The organism is Arthrobacter sp. MDT1-48-3, assembly GCF_054511015.1.
On sequence record NZ_JBTNDL010000003.1, the window covers coordinates 393,559 to 418,269 of the forward strand.

Below are 24,711 nucleotides of genomic sequence, written 5' to 3' on the forward strand. Positions count from 1 at the left end.
GACGAAAGGAGCACCCCATGAAGAAGATCCTCATGGTTCTGACCAGCGTTTCCGAGATCGGCGACACGGGGGAGAAGACGGGCTACAACGTGGCCGAGGCTGCACATCCCTGGAAGGTCTTCAAGGACTCCGGGCACTTCGTCGACTTCGCATCGATCAAGGGCGGGCAACCCCCGCGCGACGAGGTGGACACCTCCGATCCCGTGCAGGTGGCCTTCACGGAGGATGAGACCACGCGCGCCGGTCTGTACAACACGGCCCGCGTCGACGTCGTGGATCCCGCCCAGTACGACGCCGTCTACCTCGTGGGAGGGCACGGCACCATGTGGGATTTCCCGGACAGCGAGGGCCTTCAGAAGCTCGTGGCTGCCGTGTACAACGGGGGCGGCCTGGTCGGCGCGGTGTGCCACGGGCCTGCCGGACTGGTGAATGTGGAACTGGACAACGGGTTCCGCCTCGTCGAGGGCCGCACGGTGGCCGCCTTCACCAATGACGAGGAGGTCGCCGCGGGCAAGGACAAGGTCATTCCCTTCTTCCTGGCGGACCGTCTCGAGGAACAGGGTGCAACCCACGTCTTCGCGGACGTCTTCAAGGAGAAGGTCGTGGTCGACGACCGGCTCGTGACCGGCCAGAACCCTGCGTCGGCAGCGGGCGTGGCCAAGGAGATGGAGAAGCTCTTCGCGGTGGTCATCCGCGAGGAGAAAGCCGAGGAACAGCACGAGTCGGAGGCCCTGCGCGCCGAGAAGGATGCGGTCAAGGCCGCGGCGGCCGGCGACGAGGACTGACGTCGGATGGTCTCGTCGGGGGACCCGCGGCGTCCGTTCCGCGGGTCCCCCGACGAGAGTGCGTAGGTCCGGCTACGCCGAAGTGACGGGGCCCGGCCTCAGGGCGTCTGCTCGTCCGTCGTGCCCCGTTCCCTCTCGAGGATGGTTCCGGCGATGACGCTTGCTCGCGCAAGGACGTCGAGCTGTGCCGGGTTGTACAGCGCCGCGATCGATTCGACGACGGTGTTCCGGGTGACCTCCAGACTTTTCGACAGGTGCTTCCCGGGCTCCGTGAGCCACGGGTAGTTCCTGATCGCATCGACGATGGTTGGTGCGTAGCGCTCGGCGAGTTCGGCACGTGCTGGTTCGTCGGCGTCAGGGGCCAGCTCGTCGAATTCCCTGCCCGGCGACTCCGGATCCTGCCGGATCATGGACCGCAGATCCTGCATCGCGTCGTCGTCGTACAGCTGGGAGTAGATCAGCATCAGGGACTGGTCCTGCTCGGACAGCCTGGGCGCCACATCCTCGAATCCTGCCGGGACGCCCGTCACGGAGGAGCCCTGGAGGATCGCCTGGATCTCCGCCCTGGCGCGCTGCAGCCTCTCGATGCTCACGGCGAGGTCCGCGTCGATCGCCCTCAACGCCTCGAACGATGAATCGCCATCGAAGGTCACGTCGTCGATCTGGTCGAGCGGGACGTCGAGATCCCGCAGGCGGCGGATCTTCAGGAGACGGACCAGGTGCCTGACCTGGTACTGCTTGTAGCCATTGGACGTCCTGTCCGGCTGCTCGAGGAGACCGACCTGGTGATAGTGACGCACCGTATTCACCGTCGTCCCTGCCAGCTCGGCGATCTCGCGGGTGCTCCACGCCACTGTCGCCACTCCTTCCGCGTCCTCGTTCGCCGGGTCAGTCGCTGCGTCCGCTGTCCGTCAGCCGGCCCGTGGGGAACCCATCGTCCCACCCGCGGTGGTCGCAGGCTTCGGTCACCACCCGAGGAATCCGACGAGCCCGGCCGCGAGAGCCGCGATGACGCCGGTCCACAGGACGATGGCGATCGCCTGCCAGAACAGGACCCGCTCCTTCCGGACCCCCGATGCTGCGAAGAACGCGGCGGTGAGCTGCGTGGGCAGAGCAAGCGGGGCGAGGAGGCTCGCGCCCGGCACGCCGAATCGGGAGAGCCAGCCTTGCAGGCGGCGCTGCCCCTTCACACGCCGGGCCGATGGAGCAGTGGATGCGGGATCTGCCGGCCCGTCCCCGCCTCCTCGACCGGCGACGACCTTCTCCCGGACACGGGAACTGATCACGACGACGGCGAGCACGCTCAGGAAGTTGCCGATCATGGCAGCGAGCGCCGCCACGACCGGGTTGATCCCGAGGACGATGCCGATTCCGGCAGCACCCTCGCCTTCGATGTAGGGGACCGTTGCGGCGACGGCGACGCCCAGCGGCTGCACGATCTCCGGTAGCTGCTGTACCCACTCCTGCATGCCCTCGTACGGGTTGGCCATGACATTCTCCTTCGTCTCTTCCGGCAGCCGGCGTAGGTTGTCCCACCGCGAGTCAGCGCGTTCTGGTTGTGAAGTCACGAGCGTTGTGCCGGGCTGGATTGCTCCATGTGCTCACCATTGAAGAGGCTGTGCCAGGAACAGGGTCAAGGCGTCGGGACGAGGCGTGCGCCACACCGGGGCGTCCACCGCAGCGGATCGGGGCAGGGGCACTCCGCGCTGCGCAATGTCGCAACGGGCGTGAGGGGAGCAGGCGGTGACGTCGAGGACATCACTCGATCGACGTTCTACATCGTCGACTGGACGCAGGAGCCGCAAATCGCTTCCCGGGGCGAAGCGAAAGGCCCCCATTCCCTCGTGAAGACGGGGAATGGGGGCCTTTCAAAGGGCGGTGACGGTGGGATTTGAACCCACGTTGGCTTTTACACCAAACAACATTTCGAGTGTTGCACCTTCGGCCGCTCGGACACGTCACCAACGCCGCTACTTTACCGGGTTGAAGGCGTCAGACCCAAAACGAGGTGCCCCGGCCGCCGGAAGGAGGCGCTAGGGCAGCTCGATGACCTCGTTCTTGCCGGAGTCCGGCTTGCTGCCCGTCACCAGACCCTTGACCATCTTCACGGCCGAGACGACGCGCGGCGCATTTATGGACCAGTATTCGGCGGTGTCGGCGTCGACGTGGATGAGGGCGACGGCGGGATCGTCGCGGCCGTTCTCGAACCATGCGGACACCGAGGGACCCCACAGCTCGTCGATCTTGGCCTGGTCCTTGGTCAGGGTCGCCGTGCCGGCGATGGACACGTAGCCCTTGCCCGTGTTCGCTGTGACATTGACCTGCGGGTTCGCGCGGATCTCGTCGGCCTTCGGGGACGGATCCTCGGTGAAGAACCAGAGATCGCCGTCGAAGTCCCTGGCCTGCAGGGCCAGTGGCCTGCTGACGAGCTTGCCGTCCAGGCTCACCGTCGTGAGATTGGCGATGTCGGCCTTGCCGAGGATGTCCTGCACTTCCTTCAAACCGTCCTGCTGGTCTGCCACGTCTGCTCCTTCGTGAGGTCTGCTGCGTATTTACTAAGCCTACGCACTATTCGTTCGGGGGGCCCGCTGAGTGACGAAGAACTCCCTGAGCAAGCGCGCGCACTCGTCCTCGCGGACGCCCGGGAACACCTCGGTCCAATGGTTCAGGCGGCGCTCTCGCAGCACGTCGAACACCGATCCCGAGGCGCCCGCCTTCTCGTCCCAGGCCCCGAACACGACGCGCGGGATGCGGGCCAGGACGGATGCCCCGGCGCACATCGCGCACGGCTCGAGGGTGACCACCAGCGTGCAGCCTTCGAGCCGCCAGGCGCCGAGCCGTGCAGCGGCCGCGCGGATGGCCTGTACCTCCGCGTGCGCGGTCGGGTCGCCGAGTTCCTCGCGCTGGTTCCACCCGGTGCCCAGCACGACACCGCCAGGGCCGACGACGACGGCGCCGATCGGGACATCGGAGCTCGCGTGCGTCCGCACGGCCGCATCCAGCGCCAGCCCCATCCACGCCCGGTGCTCGGCGTCCATGGCACGGGGGGAGGGGGTCATGGGCTCAATGGTACTTTTGACGCATGCGCGTACTGGTAGTCGACCACCCCCTGGTAGCCCACAAACTGACGGTTCTCCGGGACAAGGACACGTCGTCGCCGGTGTTCCGCCTCCTCACCGAGGAGCTCGTCACCCTGCTGGCCTACGAGGCCACACGCGACGTCCGCGTCGAGACCGTGTCCATCGAGACACCCGTCACGAAGACGGAGGGAACGGGGCTGGTGAAGCCCACGCCGCTCGTCGTCCCCATCCTGCGTGCCGGCCTCGGGATGCTCGAAGGCATGACGCGCCTCGTGCCGACGGCGGAGGTCGGCTTCCTCGGCATGGCCCGCAACGAGGAGACCCTCGAGGCCATCACCTACGCCGAGCGACTGCCGGACGATCTCACCGGGCGCCAGGTCTTCGTCCTCGATCCCATGCTCGCGACCGGCGGCACGCTCCGTGAGGCCATCAAGTTCCTCTTCGCGCGGGGTGCAGCGGACATCACCTGCATCTGCCTGCTCGCCGCTCCCGAGGGCCTCGCGACCCTGCAGGAGGAGCTGGACGGCCGCAATGTCACCATCGTGCTGGCCTCGATCGATGAGAAGCTCAACGAGAAGTCGTACATCGTGCCGGGCCTCGGCGACGCGGGAGACCGCCTCTACGGCGTCGTCGGCTAGCCGGACCCCGGAGCGTCCGGGCAGGTCCGGCCCACGGCAGGAGCCGGACAAGTTCCGTCGGAAGATCGCTGAAGGGTTGCGCCGGCGCGGTCGACGGGGTCGAATAGGGCGATGACCAAGGACATCAGCGCGACCGAGTCGAGTACCGAGGGCGGTCTGAAGCGGGCGATCGGTACGCCGCTGTTGTTCGCATTCATCGTCGGAGACACCCTCGGAGCCGGCATCTACACCCTCGTCGGCACCATGGCCGACGACGTCGGGGGCGTGATCTGGCTCCCGCTGCTCATCGCGCTGGTCCTGGCGCTCCTCACCGCGGGGACCTATGCGGAACTGATCACCAAGTATCCGCACGCCGGCGGGGCGGCGCGGTACGTCGAGCGGGCCTTCAACATCCCCTACCTCTCGTTCCTCGTCGGGTTCCTCATGATGGCCTCGGGCATCACCACGGCCGCTGCCCTGGCGAACGCCTTCGCCGGTGACTACCTGGCTGCACTCATCGACGTACCGGCTGCTCCGGCCGCAGTGGTCTTCATCATCCTGCTCACGCTGATCAACCTGCGCGGCGTCCGGGAATCCCTCGCCGCGAACCTCGTCGCGTCCGTGATCGAGGTGACCGGCCTGGTGCTCGTGATCGTGCTCGCCGCCGTCGTTCTCGGGAGCGGGAACGGTGAGCCTGCCCGGCTCCTCGAGTTCGCTCCGGACGTGCCTCCGCTGCAGGGTGCCTTCGCGGCATCCGTCATCGCCTTCTTCTCCTTCCTCGGCTTCGAAGCTGCCGCCAACATGGCGGAGGAGGTACGCAATCCGTCGAGGGCCTACCCCCGAGCCCTCTTCGGCGCCATCGGGACCGCCGCGGTCGTCTATCTCCTCATCGCCCTCGGCGCGGTCATCGTCCTGCCGCCGGCCGAACTCGCCGAGTCCACCGGACCGCTGCTCGCCGTCGTGACCGCCAGCGGCGTCGGCATCCCGCCCTGGCTGTTCAGCCTCATCGCGCTTGTCGCCATCGCCAACGGCGCCCTGCTGTTCATGGTGATGGCGAGCCGGGTCGGATACGGCCTCGCGGAGGCCGAGCTGCTGCCGCGGGCGTTCAGCCGCGTGCTGCCCGAGCGCCGCACGCCGTGGGTGTCGATCGTCGTCGTCGCCGCTCTGACCATCGTGCTCTCACTCGTGGGTGATGTCGGCACGCTGGCCGAGACCACCGTGCTGCTGTTGCTCCTGGTGTTCCTGTCGGCCAATGTGAGCGTGCTCGTCCTCAAGAAGGACAAGGTCGACCACCCGCACTTCTCGGTACCGCGGGTCGTGCCGATCCTCGCGATCATCGCCAGCATCGCCCTGCTGACCCAGCAGACCGGCGTGGTCTGGCTCGGCGCCATCGGGTACGCGGTGGTCGGATCGTTGCTGTTCCTCGCCGCCCGTGCCGGTCGCAAGCGCCAGGAACGCGTCTCCGCCTAGCCGGGGCGCTGCCTCCGGCCCTTCAGGTGCCTGCAGGGCCCTCAAGGGTTGCGTCTGCCATCCGCTCGTGCGGGCTCCGGCGTGCGTTCGGGCCGCGTTCGTTGTATGGACGGAAGGCGGCAGGACCCGCCGGGGACCGGACGGATCGCCGTGTCGTCGCGGTGGCGCGCTCTCGCGTCCATCAGCCGTCCGCCACGCCGAGTGCTCGCATGCTGGACATTCGGGCATTGTTACTTGCGCGTAGGCGATTGTTACATGCAATAATTCGAAATGTGAATACCAACTCACCCGCATCTGCAGCGGTAGTTCCCTCCCTGGACGCCATGTCCGGAGCGGACCTCCGCTGTTATCGAATGCACGCGTAACGGTTATACCCAGACCCTCTTTACGCACTTCAAGCCCAACGGCGGGCATCCTTCTTCATCCCGACCGGGCACATCCCGCATTCGAGCCGCGATGACGGCATACTCCACGAGGTTGTTTTCATGTCAGTAAATCCGGGCTACGTCCATATCTCCCTCCGCTCCCCGCAGAACCGGCAGGCACGCCAGCAGTTCGCTCCCGCCTTCAACGCCCACGCGCCGCAGGTTCCCCACCCCCATTCGCGCCTCCAGGCGGTTCCCGGCGGTGACGCCGCCCAGCCGCTGAGCGCTCCGATCCCCGTGGTCACGCCGAACGGCGTTCCCGGACCGCAGGCGGTCACCGGTGATACCACCGCTCGGGGCTTCGTGCTCTACGTCGCGCTCGACGAGGCCACCGCAGCAGCCGCGGGCACCACGTTCGCCAAGCTGGCGCAGGATGTCCGGTCCTACGTGCGGTCCCTGGTCCCGACGGCGGAGAGCCACGCAGCGGTCGCGCTGGCTCCGGCAGACGCGCCGGGTTCGGACATCGACGTCGTGCGTGCGGCACTCGGTGACCCGACGGTCGCCCGCCGACCCCGTGCCGACGCCATCCCGGCGCCGTCGCAGGCCCAGCCCGCCCGCCCCACGGGCGTCCTCATCGACCTGTCGCGCCGCGAGGTGCACCTCGACGGTGAGACGCTGAACCTGACCTTCAAGGAGTTCGAGCTCCTCAACTACCTCGTGGAGAACGCCACGCGCACCGTGGGCCGCGAGGAACTCCTCAGCGGACTCTGGCGCAATGCCGACGAGGTGCCGAACGAACGCACCATCGACGTCCACATCCGGCGCCTCCGCTCGAAGCTCGGTCGCCTGGCCAACACCGTCCGCACCGTGCGGGGGCAGGGCTACCGTTTCTACGACCACCCCGAAGTGGTCGTCTGGGCCGCTCCCGAGTACTCCATCTAGGCTCATGCCCGGCCGGGGGAGGCCATAGACTTCGGATCATGGCCTCCCACCACCTGAAGAAGCTTCTGCTGCTGCGCCACGCGAAGGCCGAGTTCCAGGAGGGCGTGCCCGACCACGAGCGCTCGCTCAGTTCGAGGGGCCACGCGGACGCCCCGCTGGTGGGTCGCTGGATGCTCGACCACGACGCCGTCCCCGATTTCATCCTCGTCTCCACCGCCCTGCGCACACGACAGACGTGCACCTGGGTGTGCAAGGAACTCGGCGACAGGGCGCCCACGCCCAAGCTGGAGGACGACCTCTACGCTGCACGGCCGTCGGAGATCCTCTCCCTGATCAACCACGTGCCGCCGACCGTCACGAGCCTCCTCGTCATCGCCCACAATCCGGGCATCCAGGAACTGGCGATGCGCCTCGCGTCGGTCCGGTCGAGCGAGCGCGCCGTCATGGATCTCGCGACCGACTACCCGACGGCAGGTCTCACCGTGATGACGTACGACGGCGAATGGGCCGAACTCGACGGCCGCGACGCCGAGGTCACCGACTTCGTGGTGCGCCGCGCGTCGAGCCTTCGCTGACCCCTGCTACATCCCGTACTTCTCCAGCAGCCGCAGCCAGACCTCGCTGACGGTCGGATAGGCAGGCACGGCGTGCCACAGCCGATCGAGTGGCACTTCCCCGACGACGGCGATGGTCGCCGAGTGCAGCATCTCGGAGACGTCCGGTCCGGCGAACGTGACGCCGATGAGCACCTTCCGGTCCTCGTCGACGACGATCTGGGCCCAGCCGCTGTAGTCGTCGGAATGGAGCGACGATCCGGCCACAGCGATCTCGAGTGATGTCTCGGAGGCGTTGACGCCGTCCTTCCGCGCCTGCTCGAGGGTGCGTCCGACCATGGCGATCTCCGGATCGGTGAAGACGACCTGCGGGACCGCCCTCCGGTCCGCGGTCGAGGTGTAGGGGCTCCAGTCCTCCGCGTGGTCCCCGAGTGTTCCCTGTGCGCGGGCGGCGATGGCGTCGCCCGTCATGCGGGCCTCGTACTTGCCCTGGTGCGTCAGCTGGACGATGCCGCCCACGTCACCGACGGCGTACAGCCAGCCGCCGGCGTCGGGCACGCGCCCGGTGTCGTCCCGCGTGAGCTTCTTCGGATCGAGGCCGATGCTCTCGAGTCCGATACCGGAGGTGTGCGGGTGGCGGCCCGTCGAGACGAGCAGCTTCTCGGCGGTGACGCTCCGGCCCTCGCCGATGTCGAGCACGAACAGGCCGTTCTCCTTGCGCACCGAGGTGGTGGCGGTGTCCGTGTGTACGGTGAGCCCCTCGGTGCGCAGCGCGTCGAGGACCAGCCCCGAGGCCTCCGGCGGGTAGTTGCCGAGGATGCCGCTGCGCGCGATGACGGTGACCTCCGCGCCGAGCCGCGCGTAGGCCTGCGCGAGTTCGACGCCGGCCACCCCGCCGCCCAGGACGGCGAGGCTGGCGGGGACCTCCTTCGCGGACGTCGCCTCCCGGGTGGTCCAGTAGTCGAGGTCGGCGAGGCCGTCGATGGGCGGGATCGTCGGCGTCGAACCGGTGGCCAGGACGACGGCGTGCCGGGCCTGGTAGGTGGTCGTCGAGCCATCGCCATGGGTGATCTCGACCTCGCGCTCACCGGACAGTTTCGCCCAGCCCCGCTCCAGGGCGATGCCTGCGGAGGCCACCCACTCCTCCTGGGAGGAGTCATCCCAGTTCGAGGTGAACGAGGTGCGGCGGTCGAGGACCTGCCCGGCGTCGAGGGTCCCCGTCACTGCCTCGCGCGCACCGGGAACACCGCGCGCGGCCCGGAGGACGGTGCTGGGGCGCAGGAGGGCCTTGGACGGCATGCAGGCCCAGTAGGAGCACTCACCACCGACGAGGTCGCTCTCGACGAGCACCGCCGAGAGGCCCTTCTGGACCACGCGGCCCGCCACGTTCTCCCCGACGGCGCCGGCGCCGATCACAATGACATCGATGGTCTTGGCTTCACTCATGGGCCGAGCCTTCCACCGACACGGCGAAGGATCAACCCGACGCAGAAAGGCCCCGACCGGAGCCGGGGCCTTTCGATGGTTCAGGGAACCGTTGTGCGCGCGAAGGGATTCGAACCCCCAACCTTCTGATCCGTAGTCAGATGCTCTATCCGTTGAGCTACGCACGCATCCGCAGGTCGTCGATCCGCAGTGCGAACCAGTCCTACAAGCGGGCCGTTTGGCCGTAGACAACTCTAGCGTGGATTCGCCGCGGCGCCTAATCAACCATGTGACTCGAGGAAAGCTAGACCGGTCTATGTGACCTTTGTCACAGCGAGGGGTGACGTAAGCGTTGGACATCGCCGCCGTGGCGCGGATCTCCGGGGTGCTGTGCCTATTGTTTCCGGGCCCACGCCCTTGCCTGAAATGTCCCACACCTAGCATCGATACACATCGAGCACCCCCAACGAAGGGAAGAGTAATGGGCGATCCCGTACGAGAGCTTGCGGTCGACACACCACCCACGGGTTCCGAGGTCGGAGCACCGGCGGTCGGGTCCGGTTCCGCGCCGACCACGCACGCCGGCCTGCTGGCCTGGGTGCGGGACGTGCAGGAGCTGACGCAGCCTGCCGAGGTCGTGTGGGTCGATGGCTCCGAGGCCGAGAACACGCGGCTCGCGGACGGACTCGTCGAATCCGGGACGTTCGTGCGGCTGAACCCCGAGATCTTCCCCAACTCCTTCGCGGCCTTCTCGGACCCCAAGGACGTGGCCCGGGTGGAGGAGCAGACGTTCATCTGCTCGAAGGACGAGCGGGAGGCGGGCTTCACGAACAACTGGATGGACCCGGCCGAGATGAAGGCCAAGCTCAAGGGTCTCTTCGCCGGTTCCATGCGGGGCCGCACGATGTACGTCATCCCCTTCGTGATGGGCCACCTCGACGCCGAGGACCCCAAGTTCGGTGTCGAGATCACGGACAGCGCCTACGTGGTGACCTCCATGCGCATCATGGCGACCATCGGCAGCGCGGTCCTGGACCGGATGACCGAGCTCGGCGCCCCGTTCGTGCCCGCGCTCCACTCCCTCGGCGCCCCGCTCGAGCCGGGCCAGGCGGACGTGCCATGGCCGTGCAACGACGACAAGTGGATCGTGCACTTCCCCGAGGAGCGCTCCATCTGGTCCTACGGCTCCGGGTACGGCGGCAACGCCCTGCTCGGTAAGAAGTGCTACGCCCTGCGCATCGCCTCGGTCATGGCCCGCGACGAGGGCTGGCTGGCCGAGCACATGCTGATCCTCAAGCTCACCTCGCCCCAGGACAAGACCTACTACCTGTCCGCCGCGTTCCCGTCGGCCTGCGGGAAGACCAACCTCGCGCTGCTCGATCCCACGATCGAGGGCTGGAAGGTCGAGACCCTCGGCGACGACATCACCTGGATGCGCTTCGGGAAGGAAGGCGAGCTGCGCGCCGTCAACCCCGAGGCCGGACTGTTCGGCGTGGCCCCCGGCACCGGCTGGCACACGAACCCCAACGCGATGCGCGCCATCGCCAAGGGCAACTCCGTCTTCACGAACGTCGCCCTCACCGACGACGGCGGCGTGTGGTGGGAGGGCATGACCGAGGAGGTTCCGGCGCACCTGACCGACTGGCAGGGCCGGGACTGGACGCCCGACATGGACCACCCCGCGGCGCACCCGAACGCCCGGTTCTGCACGCCCATCGACCAGATCGACATGCTCGCCGAGGAGTTCAACCGGCCCGACGGCGTGGAACTCTCCGCGATCCTGTTCGGCGGCCGCCGCAAGACGACCGTGCCCCTGGTCACGCAGTCCCGTAACTGGGCCAACGGCATCTTCATGGGCTCCACCCTGTCCTCGGAGACCACGGCCGCCGCTGCCGGGGAGGTGGGGCGCGTGCGCCGCGACCCGATGGCCATGCTGCCGTTCATCGGGTACGACGCCGGCGACTACCTGCGCCACTGGCTCACCCTGAGCGCCGGGGCGGACCAGGCCCGGCTGCCCACGATCTTCCTCGTCAACTGGTTCCGCCGCACGGCCTCGGGCGGTTTCGCCTGGCCGGGCTTCGGCGACAACTCGCGGGTGCTCAAATGGGTCATCGAGCGGCTCGAGGGCACGGCCGACGCCGTCGAGACGCCCATCGGTTTCGTCCCCACCGGCGACGCCCTGGACCTCACGGGCCTGGACATGACCCCGGCCGAGGTCGAGGCCGCCGTGCATGTCGACGCGGTCGAGTGGGCCGAGGAACTCGACGGGATCGAGCAGTGGTACGCCCGCTTCGGTGGATCCCTGCCGACCGAGCTCAAGGATCAGCTCGACGAACTCAAGGAACGCTTCAGCAACGCCTGATCAGCCCCTGGAGATGCGAGAGGCCCCTTCCGCCGGAAGGGGCCTCTCGTCGTCCTGGTGCCTGGTGCCTGGTGCCTGGTGCCTGGTGGCGGGTGGCGGGGCCGCTAGGCGCGGATGACGGCGAGGACTCGCTGCACGAGGTCGTCGAGCGTCTGCGGATCCACGGCCTCAGCATTGAGGCGGAGGTAGGGCTCGGTGTTCGACGGGCGGAGGTTGAACCACCAGTTGCCGTGGCCGGGCGTGAAGGTGAGGCCGTCGAGGTCGTCGACCACCACGCCCTCCTGCTCGAACTCCACGCGGGCCCGGGCGATCGATCCCGCCACGTCCTCCACCTTCGAGTTGACCTCGCCGGAGGAGAAGTACGGCTCGTACTCGCGGCCGAGCTCGGACAGCGGGCCGTCCTGCTCGCCGAGGGCGGCCAGGACGTGCATGGCGGCCAGCATGCCGGTATCGGCATTCCAGAAGTCACGGAAGTAGTAGTGGGCCGAGTGCTCCCCGCCGAAGACGGCGCCCTCCGCCGCCATCACGGCCTTGATGAACGAGTGGCCCACGCGTGTACGCACCGGACGGCCGCCGTCGTGCAGGATCAGCTCCGGCACCGCACGGGAGGTGATCAGGTTGTGGATGACGACCGGCTCGGTCTCACCGGCGGCCTGGGCTCGGGCAATCTCGCGCCGGGCCACCATCGCGGTGATGGCGCTCGGGGAGACGGGGTGGCCCTGTTCGTCGATGATGAAGCACCGGTCCGCATCGCCATCGAAGGCGATCCCGATGTCGGCGCCGTGCTCGACGACGGCGGCCTGCAGATCGCGGAGGTTCTCCGGCTCGAGCGGATTGGCAGGGTGGTTGGGGAACGAGCCGTCGAGCTCGAAGTAGAGCGGCACGATCTCGAACGGCAGGGCGGGGAGGATGCGATCGCCGAGGACGGCGGGCGTCGTGAGGCCGGCCATGCCGTTGCCGGCGTCGACCACGACCTTGAGCGGGCGCGACGACGAGAGATCCACCTGCGTCCGGAGGAACCGGGAGTACTCCTCGAGGATGTCGCGGACGCTGGTCCTGCCCTGGACCTCCACAGCGGGGATCGAGCCCTCCTCGAGGTAGCGCTCGGCCCGTTCCTGGACGTCCTTGAGCCCCGTCTCCGAGGAGACCGGAACCGCTCCGGGGCGCGTCATCTTCATGCCGTTGTACTGGGCGGGGTTGTGGCTGGCGGTGAAGGTCACGCCGGCCAGGTCCAGGGTGCCGCTCGCGTAGTACAGCTCGTCGGTCGAGATGAGGTCGAGGAAGAGGACGTCTGCCCCGCGCAGGGTCGCACCGTCCGAGAACGCCTTCGAGAATTCGGGGGAGGAGGGGCGCATGTCGCCACCGACGAGGATCGTCTGGCCGGCCAGTCCCAGCGAGTCCACGAAGGCCGCTCCGACGGCCCTCACCGAGTCCACCGTGATGGTCTCGCCGACGATGCCGCGGACGTCGTAGGCCTTGAAGGACGCAGAAAGATCGAAGGTTGTAGTCACGCTCCGAAGTGTATCGGGTGGCATCACACCGTCCGTTGCGCACAGGGTGATCCCCCGACGGTGGCTGTCGGAGGTGGCTGGGATACTGGGTGGATGTCGCCGACCACCACGCTGAACGAGCAAGCAACCGCCATCCTGCACACCCTCGTCGGGTCGCCGGACGCGCACTTCCACGAGGGGCAGTTCGAGGCCATCGAGGCCCTCGTCGAGGGTGGACGTCGTGCACTGGTGGTGCAGCGGACGGGCTGGGGCAAGTCCGCCGTGTACTTCGTCGCGAGCCTGCTGCTCCGCGCGCGGGGTGCTGGTCCTACACTCATCGTCTCGCCCCTCCTCGCCCTCATGCGGGACCAGGTGGCCGCGGCGGCACGGGCCGGCGTCCGCGCCGAAGCGATCAACTCGGCCAATCAGACCGAGTGGCAGGAGATCACGGCCAAGCTTCAGGCCGATGAGGTGGATGTCCTCCTCGTCTCGCCCGAGCGGCTCAACAACCCGTCCTTCCGGGAGTTGTACCTGCCGGAGCTCGTGCGGCGTACCGGCCTGCTCGTCATCGACGAGGCACACTGCATCTCGGACTGGGGCCACGACTTCCGGCCCGACTACCGGCGTCTGCGCGAGCTGATCATGGGGCTTCCGCAGGGCGTCCCGGTGCTCGCGACCACCGCGACGGCGAACTCCCGCGTGGTCAAGGACGTCGAGGAGCAGCTCGGGGCGGGCGGCACGGATGTCTTCACGCTGCGCGGCGAGCTGGCACGGAAATCCCTCCGGCTCGGTGTGCTGCGCCTGCCGAGCCCCCGGTCACGCCTCGCGTGGCTGCTCACGCACCTGTCGGACCTGCCCGGGAGCGGCATCATCTACGCCCTGACGGTGTCTGCGGCGGAGGACACCGCGCGCCTGCTGCGTGAGAACGGGCACGCCGTCCGCGCCTACACGGGACGCACCGATCCGGCCGACCGCGAGGCCGCGGAGACGGCGCTGAAGAACAACGAGGTGAAGGCCCTGGTGGCCACGAGCGCTCTCGGGATGGGCTTCGACAAACCGGACCTCGGATTCGTGGTGCACCTTGGGGCACCGTCCTCGCCCGTCGCCTACTACCAGCAGGTGGGACGGGCAGGCCGCGGGACGCCGAACGCCGACGTGCTGCTGCTGCCGGGCGCCGAGGACCGCGACATCTGGGAGTACTTCGCCACAGCCTCCATGCCCTCCCAGGATGCAGCCCTCCGGGTACTCGACGCCCTGGAACCCGGCATCGTGCTGTCCACTCCGGCCCTCGAGACCCGGGTGAACCTGAAGCGCTCGCCGCTCGAACTGCTCCTCAAGGTGCTCGACGTCGACGGCGCCGTCCGCAAGGTGACCGGCGGGTGGGAGAGCACGGGGGTGCCCTGGACCTACGACGCCGAGCGGTACCGACGCATCAGCGAGGCGCGGATCGTGGAGCAGCGCTCCATGCTGGACTACGAGAACACCACAGGCTGCCGCATGGAATTCCTGTCGGCGTCCCTCGACGACCCTTCCGCCACGCCCTGCGGGCGCTGCGACAACTGCGCGGGGCCCTGGTACTCGGACGAGGTGGCCCACGAGGCATCGGACTCCGCGAGTCAGGCCCTCAGCAGGGTCGGCGTGGAACTCGAGCCGCGCGGCCAGTGGCCCAGCGGGATGGACAAGCTCGGTGTCCCCCTCAAGGGGAAGCTCAAGCCGAACGAGGTCAGTCTGCCCGGCCGGGCCCTGGCCCGTCTCACGGACCTCGGCTGGGGCAACCGGCTGCGTGAGCTGATGTCCGATGCCACCCCCGACGCTCCGCTGGACCCTGCCGTGATCGACGCCGTCGTGCGGGTCCTCGCGCAGTGGGGATGGGAGGAGCGGCCCGTCGCCGTGGTCAGCATCCCTTCCAGGCGGCGCCCGGAACTGCTCGGGTCGCTGGCGCAGGCCCTCGCGACCGTCGGCCGCATCCCCTACCTGGGGCGGCTGGACACACCGCACGGCTTCCCGCAGGGACAGCCCGGCGGCAACAGCGCTTTCCGCCTGGCCTCCGTCTGGGACCACTTCGCCGTTCCCGACGAGGGTGCCGCCTGGTTCGCGGCGAACCCCGGGCCCGTGCTGCTCGTCGACGACTTCGCCGACAGCCGGTGGACCATGACCGAGGCAGGGCGGGCCCTGCGCACCGCCGGGGCATCCAGCGTGCTGCCGTTCGCCCTGGCGCTGAAGGCCTGACCCGGTCCTGGTCCAGCCCTGGTCCAGCCCTGGCGCTGCCCGGCGTCCGGGACCGGGCCCGGGTGCTGCCCGGGCCGGATCGGTCCCGGCACGGTCGCATTGTCGCGGAAACGAAAAGACCCCCGCAGCTGCGGGGGTCTTTCAGCGGAGACGGGGGGATTTGAACCCCCGGTAGGCTTTAGGCCCACACTTCATTAGCAGTGAAGCCCATTCGGCCGCTCTGGCACGTCTCCATCGGCTATCTCTAGCCTCCCAAGGTTACCCAGAAGGTGACGGCAAGAGCAAAACCGCGGCTGCGGTCCGTACTGTGGGGCCGCACTGTGGGACTGCGCAGAGGATGCCGTCAGAGCGAGCCCGTGAGCGCGCGCCAGAGGAACTCGAAGCTCATCGCGTGCATGCGGGCCGCCTGCCGGTTGTCGGCTGCGCCGGCATGCCCACCCTCCAGCGCTTCATGGAACCAGACGTCCTGGATGCCGAGGTCCTTCATCCTCGCTGCCATCTTGCGGGCCTGGACCGGGCCCACGCGGTCGTCGCTCGTCGCCGTCCAGATGAGGGTCTTCGGGTACGCGACGTCCTCGCGCAGGAGGTGGTAGGGCGAGAAGGTCTGCACGTACTCCCATTCCTCCGGCTTGTCGGGGTCACCGTATTCGGCGATCCAGGAGAAGCCGGCGGACAGTTTCGTGTAGCGGCGCATGTCGAGCAGCGGCACTCCGCACGAGATCGCACCGAACAGGTGCGGGTAGGTGGTGAGCATGTTGCCGACGAGCAGCCCGCCGTTGCTCCTGCCCGTGCAGCCCAGCAGCGCCGGCGAGGTGACCCCCCGCCGCACCAGGTCCTCCGCGATCGCCGCGAAATCCTCGTAGGCCCGGTGCCGGTCGGCATGCAGCGCGGCTCGGTGCCACTGGGGCCCGTACTCGCCCCCGCCGCGGATGTTCGCCAGGACGTAGACGCCGCGTCGGCCGTCCTGCGTGGTGCGCTCCAGCCACCCGCGGCCGATCACGCCGCTGTAGGCCGGGGTCATGGAGTGCTCGAAGCCGCCGTAGCCGGAGAGCAGCGTCGGGTTGCCGCCGTCGAGCGCAAGGTCCTTCGCCGCGATCTGGAAGTACGGCACGCGCGTGCCGTCGCTGGACACGGCGAAGTGCTGCTCCACGGCGTAGAGATCCTCGTCGAAGTAGGAGGGGGAGGATTTCACCGCGGTGGACTCCCCACCGATCGTGCCCCGGTACAGCGTCGACGGTGTCAGGAAGCCGGTGGCGACGAGCCAGTAGTCGTTGCCTGCCGCGTCGTCCTCGTCGTCGACCGCATAGGCGTCGACCGAGTGCAGCGGCGGGCAGGCGTCGAGAAGCTCGGCCGCCCAGTCCTTCGCCGGGTCGAGGATGCGGATCTCGGACGACACGTCGTGCAGCAGGTTGAGCAGCAGGTAGTCGCGGGTCCAGCTCCAGGACTGCAGCGACGTGGAGGCGTCCGGAGCGAACACGGTCACGAAGGAGCGGTCCCCGGCGAGGAAGGACTCGAGCGGGATGACGAGCAGTGACCCGGCGCCGTGGGTCGTGGATCCCGTCGTCCAGTCGGTGCGGGGCCGGATGATCAGCCAATCGCGGTGCAGCGAGATGCTGGCGTCCTCCGGCACCTCGATCAGGTGCCACGCGTCGTCCTGCCGCAGGTAGCTCCGGCGCGTGTAGAAGTCGATGGTGTCCACTGCGAGGTCCCTCTCGAACCCGGGGGTGGAGTCGTGCACGACGAGGGCCATCATGTGGTCCTCGTCCACCGCGAAGTACTCTTCGGCCGACCCGAGGTCGCCGCCGCGCCGGAGCGTCCGCACGGTCCGCGGGTAGGAGCTGGACGTCATGGACCCGGGACCGAAGTCCGTACCCACGTACAGCGTGTCCTCGCCGGCCCAGCTGATGCGGCTCTTCGCCGTCGGGATGTCGAAACCGGCCTCCACGAAGGAGAGGGTCCCGAGGTCGAACTCGCGGTACCGGGTCGCATCACCGCCGTCGGGGGAGAGCGCGACGAGCACCCGCGCGTGTGGCGTGCCCTCCGCCGGCCGGAGGAAGAGGGCACCCGCCCAGACCCACTCCGTTCCCTCGGCTGCACTGAGGGCGTCCACGTCGAGGAGGAGCTCCCAGTCGGGGTCGTCGGAGGCGTAGCTGTCCCACGACGTCCGGCGCCAGATGCCCTGGCGGTGCTCGGCGTCACGCCAGAAGTTGTAGTAGAAGTCCCCGTGCTTCCGTGCCATCGGGATGCGGTCGGTCGAGTCGAGTACTTCGAGGATGCCCCGCTCGCGGTCCTCGAAGTCCGGGGTCACCAGGTCGTCCTCGGTCAGGGCGTTCTGCGCACGGACCCACTCGAGCTGCCTGTCACCGTAGATGTCCTCGAGCCAGAGGAAGGGGTCGTCCGTTGTCGCGGTGGTCTCCGTCGGGTGCGTCATGGGGCAATCCTATGCAGGGCGTTCCGGGCGCTGCCATCGCAGCCCCCTGCCACCGGGCAGGGCGGGGTGCCGCGTTCGTTAGTCTTGACGGGTGGAGAACCAGGAGTCACGGCAGGTGGCCGTCATCGGCGGCGGACCTCGTGGCACCTCCGTGGTGGAGCGTCTCATCGCCCGGCACCGCGCCCTCGGCGCGGCCGCTGCAGGGCTCGTCATCCACGTCGTCGAACCTCACGACCCCGGTCCGGGGCATATCTGGCGCACCGACCAGTCGCGCCTCTTCCTGATGAACACGCCATGCCTGTACCCCACGGTGGTCCCGGTCGGACCCGCCGCGGCGGGTATCGCCGAGGCGCCGATAGCGGTGTCCTTCGACGAGTGGCGCCGGCGGGTGAACGAGGGCCTCGTTCCCGGCACGGAGCCGGCGGACGTCGCCGAGTGCGCGGCGCTGGCGTCGAGCGATTTCCCGAGCAGGGCGCTCTACGGCCGGTACCTCACCTGGATGTTCGCTGAACTGGTGCGGCAGGCCGGCCCCGGCATCCGGGTGAAGCACCACCGCAAGGAGGCCGTGGGGTTGGCCCGGGGCGATGAGGACAGCGACGGCACCGGCGGCAGCGACGACAGGAACGGCAGGAACGGCGGACAGGGCACCGACGGCACCGGCGGCAGTGACGGCACCGGCGGCAGCGGCGGGACCGGTGGTTCCGTGCGCAGGTGGCGGATCGCGCTCGACGACGGCTCGGAGCTTCTCGCCGACGACGTCGTCCTGGCCGTGGGCCACGTTGCGGCGACCCTCACGCCCGAGCAGGAGAAGCTGCAGGATGCGGCCGCCCGGTACGGCCTGCAGTACTGGCCGCCCGCCGTCCCGGCCGATGTCTCCTGGAACCGGCTGCCGGCGCGGAAGACCGTCCTGATCCGCGGCCTCGGTCTGAACTTCTTCGACGCCATGATCCAGGTGACGGAAGGGCGCGGCGGGCGGTTCACACGCCGCACCGACGGCCGGCTCGACTACGAGGCCTCCGGGAGGGAACCCAGGCTGGTCGCCGCCTCACGGCGCGGCGTACCCTACCGGGCCAAGGCATCCCTCGACTCCTACATCCCACGCAGTGTCACGCTGCGCTACTGCACGCCCGACCGCGTGCTCGCGTTCCGGAGGTCCGGCATCCAGCCTGGCTTCGACCACGACGTCTGGCCCCTGCTGCACCGGGACGTGCTGTGGGCCTATTACTCGACGCTGTGCCGCACGTCGCCGCGAGCTCTCGGGGCGCTGCGGGACGCGTTCCTCGAGGAGCTCGCAGCAGCGCTCGCCACGAGCGGCCCGGAGTGGGAGGACGCCACCGGGTCCGCCGTCGGACGGTCCGTTCCGGAAGACCTCCGGCTGGACGTCGAAGCGCTCGCGCATCCCTTCGCGGGCCGCCACTTCGCGGACGGCGACGAATTCACTGATGCGGTGCTGGCCTACCTCGACGCCGATGCCGCCGGGTCGGCGAAGGGCGAGGACGATCCGCTCAAGATGGCGATAGGTGCCATGAACGCCGGCCGCTCCGTGGTCAAGCAGGCCGTGGCGGACGGCGGCATCTCGGATTCGTCGTGGAACGCGGAACTGCGGGGGTGGTTCGAACCGCTCGTCGAGGGCCTCGCCAGCGGGCCGCCGCCACTGCGGATCGCGCAGCTCGCGGCGCTCGTCCGGGCGGGGATCGTCCGGTTCGTCGGCCCGAACCCGGGCTTCGGCTTCGATCCGGACGAGGAGCTGTTCCGCGCCACCTCGCCGTGGGTCCAGGATGAATCCTTCTCCGCGCGCTACCTCGTCGAGGCGATGATGCCTGCCAACCGGGTGTCCACGAGCCTGTCGCCGCTCATGCGGAACCTCCTCGATCGGGGCACGGTCCGGCCGAAGACGCACATGTCGGAGGACGGGGTCCCGGTGACGTCGGCCGGGCTCGACGTCACCGCCCCGCCCTACCGCGCCGTCGACAGCAGCGGCAGGAAGCAGGAGTCCCTGTTCGTGATCGGTCTCCAGCTCGCGTCGGTGCAGTGGGGGACGGCTATCGCGGCGGAGGCCGGAGCGCCCCTCGATGCGGGCAGCAGGACCCTCCTCGACGCCGACGCCATCGCCGGGGAGATCCTCGCGCGGACCGTCCCCGCCTGATACACGCCGGCCGGGCATCCCGGATCCGGGTCCGATCCCGAAAAAGGGGACCTCCACCAGCATGGTGGAGGTCCCCTCGGTTCTTCGGGCCGGAGCCCGGCGATCTACCTAGCCTTCGAGGCAGCGGTGGTAGTTCGCCAGGTGGGCACGGTAGCTGGCCCAGCTGCCGTTGTTGGCGCCCTCGGCCGGCAGAGCCGGCTCGGAGCAGGCGGGCTTGCCCGGCTTGCCGGGTTTGACCGGCTTGACGGGCTTCTCCGGCTTGCCGGGCTTGGGCGGCTCGACCGGAGTCACCGCTTCGACCGTGACCGGAAGGGTCACCGTCGTCGCGCTCGGCGCGGCGGTCAGGACGATGCGCCCCTGTCCGCCGGCGGTCGCCGGGATCGTGAGGTCCACGGTGGCGCTGCCGCCCGAGACGGGAACGGACCCGAGTTGCGTCGTCGTACCGTCCGCCGCGACGAAGCTCGCGGCCAGCGTGGTGTTCACCGGGCTGCCCAGCGACGTGAGGTCGAGCTTCGAGACGGTGAAGGAGACGGCGGTGCCGGCCTTCACCGTGGTCGGGGCGCCCTGAACCTGCACACTGCGGCGATCGAAGGAGGGCGACAGCGGGCTGTTGGCCCGGATGTAGTCGATCCATGCGTCGCGGTCCACCAGTCCCGACTCGCGGGTGTCGGTTCCCTCACGGAAGGCCGTGAAGTTGTCGCCACCCTGCGCGAGGAAGCTGAAGGTCCCGATCCGGTAGTCCCTGGCGGGATCGAGGGGTGCGCCGTCGATCAGGACCGATGTGATCCTCGAACCGCGCGCGAGGGCCGGGTCGTAGGTGACGCTCACGTTGTCCGACAGGCCGAGGGCCAGGAAGGACCGTGAGCTGCCGTCCGGCTGCCACTGCTGCTCGAGCACTGCCTTGAACTGCGCACCGGTCAGGGTGGTGGTCCACAGGTCGTTGACGAACGGCAGTACCGCGTTCGCCTCGGCGAAGGTCACGACGCCGTCGGGTGCGTAGTAGAGCTCGTTGCGCAGGCCGCCTGGATTGACGACCCCGATCTCGGCTCCGCCGCGTTCCGCGGAGGAGAGGCTCGCCCTCAGCGAGTCGGCGACGAGGTTGCCGAGCGTCGACTCCGAGGTGCGGTCGTCACGCGTGGCACCCGAGAAGGCCGTCGTGATGTCCTTGGTGACGGAACCCACCGGCTGGTTGCCGATGACCGCCGCCTGGGCGAGGGCCGCGTCGACGATCGTCTTCACCTCGGCGACGCGGGGGAAGGCGGCCACGAGGGCTGTGTCGGCGTCCGTGGTGCGGGCGACGTTGCGGGCCGTGTAGGACTCCACGTCGCCGGTCTCCGTGTCGACGCTCAGCGTGATCTGACCGACGAACTCGCCGTACGAGCCGGTCTGCAGCACGGGCCGGGTCTCGCCGGCCGCGCCCGGCACGGGAGCATCCCACGCGTACTGCTTGTGGGTGTGGCCCGTGAAGATCGCGTCCACCAGCGGCGTCGTCTCCGTGACGATCCGGGCGAACGATCCGCCGGCGGCGAGCTCCTGCTCGAGCGTCGCCCCCTCGACGACGCCGTCGCCGGCGCCCTCGTGGTACTCGGCGACGATGACGTCGGCGAGGTCCTGCTCCTCGATCTCCGCTGCGACGCGGTTGACGGCGTCGACGGGATCGCCGAAGTCGACGCTCGCGATACCACCCGGGCTGACGAGTGCTGCGGTCTCCTGCGTGACGACGCCGATCACGGCGACATCGACGCCGTCGACGGTGATGATCGAATACTCGTCGAGCGCGGGCTCGGTGGTGCCCTTGGTGTAGACGTTGGCCCCGAGGTAGGGGAAGTCCGCCTCATCGGCGACGCGTCCGGTCAGGTCCGCGAGACCCTTGTCGAACTCGTGGTTGCCCACCGCGGATGCCCGGAGGTCCAGTGCGTCGAGGACATCGAGGGTCGGCTTGTCGTCCTGCAGCGCGGAGGCGAACAACGACGCACCGATGTTGTCCCCGGCCGAGAGGAAGGCCGTCCTGTCCTCGCCGAACTCGGCGCGCAGCTTCTCGACGGTGCCCGCGAAGCGGACCGTGTTGGCGTCGATGCGGCCGTGGAAATCGTTGATGTTCAGCAGGTTGAGTTCGGCCGTCGTGTCGGCCGGCGCGAGGTCGAGTCCCACGATCACGGGATCGTGGTCGCTGGCCCGGTAGGGATCGGCGGCGTAGTAGTCGGTGACATTGTTGTTGAACCGGCTGTACTCGAGGGCGACCGACTCGACGGAGTTGATGTTCCAGGTGTCGACCCCGGTCACCGCGGCATCCGCCGCGGGCGAAGCCAGGATGTGGTCGAGGGAGCCGCTGAGGCCCGAGAAGACGTAGGAGTAGCTGTCGTCCTTCTCGCCCTGGTTGACGTATCCCGCCTCGTAGAGGACCTGCATCGGGTCCTCCTTCGTGTACGAGTTGAAGTCGCCGGTCAGGAAGACCTTGTCGGTCCCGGCCGACTCCTTCATGGAGTCCGCGAAGGCCACGAGTGCCTTGGCCTGGGTGACGCGTGCGGCGTTCCAGGCGCCCTGGCCGTCACCGTTGTCCGCATTGGTTCCGGAGCTCGGGCCCGAGCCCTTGGACTTGAAGTGGTTGACGATGGCGAGGAACGTCTCGTCCTCGGTACCGCCGGCCGGCTTGAAGGCCTGGGCGAGGGGCTTGCGTGCGTTGGAGAAGGCGACGTCGTCATTGAGGATGACGGACTCACCCACGGGCTCCACGACGGCCTTCTTGTAGATCAGGGCCGTGCGGATCAGGTCCTCGTCGGCGAGCGCCGGGACGGCGGCCGGCGAGCGGACATAGTCCCAGGTGCCTGGGGCCTTCTCGTTGAGTGCCTCGACGAGCGTCGCGAGGGCCGCGTCACGGTCCTGGCCGAACTGCGCCGAGTTCTCGATCTCCATGAGGGTCACGACGTCCGCGCCGAGGGCGTTGATCGCCGCGACGATCTTCGCCTCCTGGCGTTCGAAGTTCTCCTTGTCGGCAGCACCGCGGGCGTCGCAGCCGCCGTTGATCGTGATCGGGTTGCCGGCGCGGTCCGTGAAGTAGGTGCACCCGGCGAGGTCCTCACCCGTGGTGGGGAAGTAGTTGAGCACGTTGAACGAAGCGATCTTGACGTTGCCGCCGACCGGCTGGGGCGCGGCCGGACGCTCGCCGGCGAACTGCACGGGCTGCACGCCCGAGGGGGCCGCTCCATCGAGCTCGGCGAGCGGCTGGAACTTCCAGGCGCTGTTGCGGTAGTCGAGGACCACCGGGGAGGTGAACGACGCGCTGTAGCCGACACGCACGGGCTGGGACGGCGTGAGGTACGGAAGGACCTTGCCGCGGTTGGCCTGCGTGAAGAAGTTGGTCGTGGCGCCGTCGTCGAGCCGGATGCTGCGGGCCGCGTTGTCGGCGGCGGCCGCGGCGTTCTCCGGGGTGCCCGGACGTGCGACGTCGGTGGGCTGGAGGAGGCGCTCGGTGCCGGCCGCGAGGGTGACCTCGCCGTACTGGTTCAGGGTGTAGTTGTCGGCGACCGTGAAGTCGCCCGAGGGCTGGAACAGCATGCCCTCGACCGCTTCGCGGGCTGCCTCCGTGGCGGGGAGCGCGATGGTGGACGCCTTGGGCTCCTCGGCAGCCTCGGCGAGCTTCGTGGTGCCGCCGGAGGCGACGGTGAGCTGCGTCAGGTTGAAGAACTCTCCGGCGGTGCCGGTGACCTCGACGTAGTCACCCACGGCGACGGATGCGACGGTCGCGGGGGAGTAGACGAAGAGGGCGTCCGAGGCGGTCTGGTCGGCTGCTGCCGAGCTGCCCGCGGTCTGGAGGTAGAAGCCGGCGAAGCCGCCCGTGGGGTAGGCGGCGGTGACCGTGCCACGCGTGGTGACCGTCTGGCCGCTGAGCGGCGTGGCGGTCCCGGTGCCCTGGATGTCCCGGATGGGCGTGACCTTGCCGGGGGTGGGCGGCGTGGGTGTTGGCGTGGGTGTTGGCGTGGGAGTCGGTGTCGGAGCCGGACCGCCCGGGGTCGCGCCGCTGTTCGTCGGTGTGGTGTCCTGGAGGGTGAAGTCGGCGCCGTTGTCGTCCGTGTCGGCGAAGCCCGTGCGGTTGGCCGACTTCGGGCTGCCGCTGCCGGGAGCGGTGGCGACCGTGCCTTCGAAGGCGGTGGCGTTGCCGTAGCCGAGGGCGTCCACGACGCCCGGCGTCCCGTTGATGGTGCCCGTGGGCAGGATTCCCACCGTGGTGGCCTGGTCGGACAGGACCAGGAGGCCGCCGTTGGCGCCGGGGGCGAAGGAGGTTGCGAGGTCCGGGGTGGGCAGCGCCGAACCGGCCGTGCCGTTCGAGTTGCCCTGGACCAGGAAGTATCCCTTGGCAGGGATGGTGCCGCGGAGGGCGGTCACTCCCGGTGCGACAGTGCTCGAAGCGGGTGCGCGGTACTGCAGCGACCATCCGTCGAGGCTCACCGGCGCGTCCGTCGGGTTGTAGAGCTCCACGTACTTGTTGGTGAACGGCGTGCCTGCCGAGCCGCCCGAGACGAACGCCTCGTTGATGATGACACCGTCTCCCGCGACGGACGCCGTGGCCGGTGGGGTCTCCACCGCCGCGGCTGGCAGTGCGATCATCGGTGAGGCGATCAGCCCTGCCGACAGCGCCGCACCGAGCGCTCCCTTCCATGACGAATTACTCATTCGTTGGTTCTTCTCCTTGACGATGGCTGCGCAGCAGCCGCGAGTGAAGCCCGCCGACCCTCGATGGGTGGGCGCGTTGGCATGAGCACCATATGTGACTCAGGTGACATTTCCGTTTCCGGGAGAAGCCAACCAGTAGATCGT

General features: G+C 68.9%; 16 protein-coding genes and 3 tRNA genes. 8 read left to right on the forward strand and 11 right to left on the reverse strand.

Features of this window, described 5'->3' with window-relative positions; genetic code table 11:
* Window positions 1–17: 17 nt before the first annotated feature.
* Complete coding sequence (locus tag ACX80L_RS09475; RefSeq protein WP_459289226.1) at window positions 18–785, forward strand: type 1 glutamine amidotransferase domain-containing protein; 768 nt, start codon at window positions 18–20, stop codon at window positions 783–785.
* A gap of 98 nt (window positions 786–883) precedes the next feature.
* Here ACX80L_RS09475 and ACX80L_RS09480 read toward each other — a convergent pair whose 3' ends face one another.
* From ACX80L_RS09480 to tadA, 5 genes are all read right to left on the reverse strand, one after another.
* The gene (locus ACX80L_RS09480; RefSeq protein WP_459289228.1) at window positions 884–1,639 is read right to left on the reverse strand and encodes a MerR family transcriptional regulator; all 756 of its coding nucleotides are present in this window, start codon (window positions 1,637–1,639) and stop codon (window positions 884–886) included.
* 111 nt (window positions 1,640–1,750) lie between these two features.
* Complete coding sequence (locus tag ACX80L_RS09485) at window positions 1,751–2,275, reverse strand: small multidrug efflux protein (protein ID WP_133080360.1); 525 nt, start codon at window positions 2,273–2,275, stop codon at window positions 1,751–1,753.
* A 386-nt stretch (window positions 2,276–2,661) separates the two neighbouring features.
* Window positions 2,662–2,748, reverse strand: a tRNA-Ser gene (locus ACX80L_RS09490).
* 70 nt (window positions 2,749–2,818) lie between these two features.
* Window positions 2,819–3,307: a pyridoxamine 5'-phosphate oxidase family protein gene (locus ACX80L_RS09495; protein ID WP_459289230.1), complete on the reverse strand. Its 489-nt coding sequence runs from the start codon at window positions 3,305–3,307 to the stop codon at window positions 2,819–2,821.
* A 39-nt stretch (window positions 3,308–3,346) separates the two neighbouring features.
* The gene (gene tadA, locus ACX80L_RS09500; RefSeq protein WP_459289232.1) at window positions 3,347–3,844 is read right to left on the reverse strand and encodes a tRNA adenosine(34) deaminase TadA; all 498 of its coding nucleotides are present in this window, start codon (window positions 3,842–3,844) and stop codon (window positions 3,347–3,349) included.
* Window positions 3,845–3,867: 23 nt separating this feature from the next.
* On the opposite strand from tadA, the gene upp reads away from it, so the two are divergent.
* From upp to ACX80L_RS09520, 4 genes are all read left to right on the forward strand, one after another.
* Complete coding sequence (upp, locus tag ACX80L_RS09505; RefSeq protein ID WP_133080363.1) at window positions 3,868–4,503, forward strand: uracil phosphoribosyltransferase; 636 nt, start codon at window positions 3,868–3,870, stop codon at window positions 4,501–4,503.
* A gap of 111 nt (window positions 4,504–4,614) precedes the next feature.
* Complete coding sequence (locus ACX80L_RS09510; RefSeq protein ID WP_208740511.1) at window positions 4,615–5,952, forward strand: APC family permease; 1,338 nt, start codon at window positions 4,615–4,617, stop codon at window positions 5,950–5,952.
* 485 nt (window positions 5,953–6,437) lie between these two features.
* The gene (locus tag ACX80L_RS09515) at window positions 6,438–7,259 is read left to right on the forward strand and encodes a winged helix-turn-helix domain-containing protein (RefSeq protein WP_459268887.1); all 822 of its coding nucleotides are present in this window, start codon (window positions 6,438–6,440) and stop codon (window positions 7,257–7,259) included.
* 38 nt (window positions 7,260–7,297) lie between these two features.
* The gene (locus ACX80L_RS09520; RefSeq protein WP_459289234.1) at window positions 7,298–7,834 is read left to right on the forward strand and encodes a SixA phosphatase family protein; all 537 of its coding nucleotides are present in this window, start codon (window positions 7,298–7,300) and stop codon (window positions 7,832–7,834) included.
* Between the two features lie 6 nt (window positions 7,835–7,840).
* Here ACX80L_RS09520 and ACX80L_RS09525 read toward each other — a convergent pair whose 3' ends face one another.
* Both ACX80L_RS09525 and ACX80L_RS09530 read right to left on the reverse strand, forming a co-directional pair.
* Window positions 7,841–9,259 carry a dihydrolipoyl dehydrogenase family protein gene (locus ACX80L_RS09525; RefSeq protein ID WP_459289236.1) on the reverse strand — a complete coding sequence of 473 codons (1,419 nt, stop codon included), beginning with the start codon at window positions 9,257–9,259 and terminating at the stop codon, window positions 7,841–7,843.
* A 94-nt stretch (window positions 9,260–9,353) separates the two neighbouring features.
* Window positions 9,354–9,426 (reverse strand) — tRNA-Arg (locus tag ACX80L_RS09530).
* A 293-nt stretch (window positions 9,427–9,719) separates the two neighbouring features.
* Here ACX80L_RS09530 and ACX80L_RS09535 point away from each other — a divergent pair.
* Window positions 9,720–11,600 (forward strand): phosphoenolpyruvate carboxykinase (GTP), encoded by a 1,881-nt coding sequence (locus tag ACX80L_RS09535; RefSeq protein ID WP_459289238.1) that lies wholly within the window; start codon window positions 9,720–9,722, stop codon window positions 11,598–11,600.
* Between the two features lie 104 nt (window positions 11,601–11,704).
* Here ACX80L_RS09535 and ACX80L_RS09540 read toward each other — a convergent pair whose 3' ends face one another.
* Window positions 11,705–13,111: a phosphomannomutase/phosphoglucomutase gene (locus tag ACX80L_RS09540; RefSeq protein WP_459289240.1), complete on the reverse strand. Its 1,407-nt coding sequence runs from the start codon at window positions 13,109–13,111 to the stop codon at window positions 11,705–11,707.
* A 93-nt stretch (window positions 13,112–13,204) separates the two neighbouring features.
* On the opposite strand from ACX80L_RS09540, the gene ACX80L_RS09545 reads away from it, so the two are divergent.
* A complete protein-coding gene (locus ACX80L_RS09545) occupies window positions 13,205–15,319 on the forward strand; it encodes a RecQ family ATP-dependent DNA helicase (RefSeq protein ID WP_459289242.1) in 2,115 nt (704 codons plus the stop codon).
* 145 nt (window positions 15,320–15,464) lie between these two features.
* On the opposite strand, the gene ACX80L_RS09550 is transcribed toward ACX80L_RS09545, so the two are convergent.
* Both ACX80L_RS09550 and ACX80L_RS09555 read right to left on the reverse strand, forming a co-directional pair.
* Window positions 15,465–15,552, reverse strand: a tRNA-Ser gene (locus ACX80L_RS09550).
* Window positions 15,553–15,662: 110 nt separating this feature from the next.
* The gene (locus ACX80L_RS09555) at window positions 15,663–17,750 is read right to left on the reverse strand and encodes a prolyl oligopeptidase family serine peptidase (protein ID WP_459289244.1); all 2,088 of its coding nucleotides are present in this window, start codon (window positions 17,748–17,750) and stop codon (window positions 15,663–15,665) included.
* 91 nt (window positions 17,751–17,841) lie between these two features.
* Between ACX80L_RS09555 and ACX80L_RS09560 the strand changes: the two genes are divergently transcribed.
* The gene (locus ACX80L_RS09560) at window positions 17,842–19,896 is read left to right on the forward strand and encodes an FAD/NAD(P)-binding protein (protein ID WP_459289246.1); all 2,055 of its coding nucleotides are present in this window, start codon (window positions 17,842–17,844) and stop codon (window positions 19,894–19,896) included.
* Window positions 19,897–20,004: 108 nt separating this feature from the next.
* Here ACX80L_RS09560 and ACX80L_RS09565 read toward each other — a convergent pair whose 3' ends face one another.
* The gene (locus ACX80L_RS09565; RefSeq protein WP_459289248.1) at window positions 20,005–24,567 is read right to left on the reverse strand and encodes an ExeM/NucH family extracellular endonuclease; all 4,563 of its coding nucleotides are present in this window, start codon (window positions 24,565–24,567) and stop codon (window positions 20,005–20,007) included.
* Between the last annotated feature and the right edge of the window lie 144 nt (window positions 24,568–24,711).

Excerpts from the sequence above, each read along its gene's own strand:
- ACX80L_RS09475 (WP_459289226.1), top strand. The coding sequence starts at position 18 with ATGAAGAAGATCCTCATGGTTCTGACCAGCGTTTCCGAGATCGGCGAC.
- ACX80L_RS09485 (WP_133080360.1), bottom strand. The coding sequence starts at position 2,275 with ATGGCCAACCCGTACGAGGGCATGCAGGAGTGGGTACAGCAGCTACCG.
- tadA (WP_459289232.1), bottom strand. The coding sequence starts at position 3,844 with ATGACCCCCTCCCCCCGTGCCATGGACGCCGAGCACCGGGCGTGGATG.
- upp (WP_133080363.1), top strand. The coding sequence starts at position 3,868 with ATGCGCGTACTGGTAGTCGACCACCCCCTGGTAGCCCACAAACTGACG.
- ACX80L_RS09510 (WP_208740511.1), top strand. The coding sequence starts at position 4,615 with ATGACCAAGGACATCAGCGCGACCGAGTCGAGTACCGAGGGCGGTCTG.
- ACX80L_RS09515 (WP_459268887.1), top strand. The coding sequence starts at position 6,438 with ATGTCAGTAAATCCGGGCTACGTCCATATCTCCCTCCGCTCCCCGCAG.
- ACX80L_RS09520 (WP_459289234.1), top strand. The coding sequence starts at position 7,298 with ATGGCCTCCCACCACCTGAAGAAGCTTCTGCTGCTGCGCCACGCGAAG.
- ACX80L_RS09525 (WP_459289236.1), bottom strand. The coding sequence starts at position 9,259 with ATGAGTGAAGCCAAGACCATCGATGTCATTGTGATCGGCGCCGGCGCC.
- ACX80L_RS09535 (WP_459289238.1), top strand. The coding sequence starts at position 9,720 with ATGGGCGATCCCGTACGAGAGCTTGCGGTCGACACACCACCCACGGGT.
- ACX80L_RS09545 (WP_459289242.1), top strand. The coding sequence starts at position 13,205 with ATGTCGCCGACCACCACGCTGAACGAGCAAGCAACCGCCATCCTGCAC.
- ACX80L_RS09555 (WP_459289244.1), bottom strand. The coding sequence starts at position 17,750 with ATGACGCACCCGACGGAGACCACCGCGACAACGGACGACCCCTTCCTC.
- ACX80L_RS09565 (WP_459289248.1), bottom strand. The coding sequence starts at position 24,567 with ATGAGTAATTCGTCATGGAAGGGAGCGCTCGGTGCGGCGCTGTCGGCA.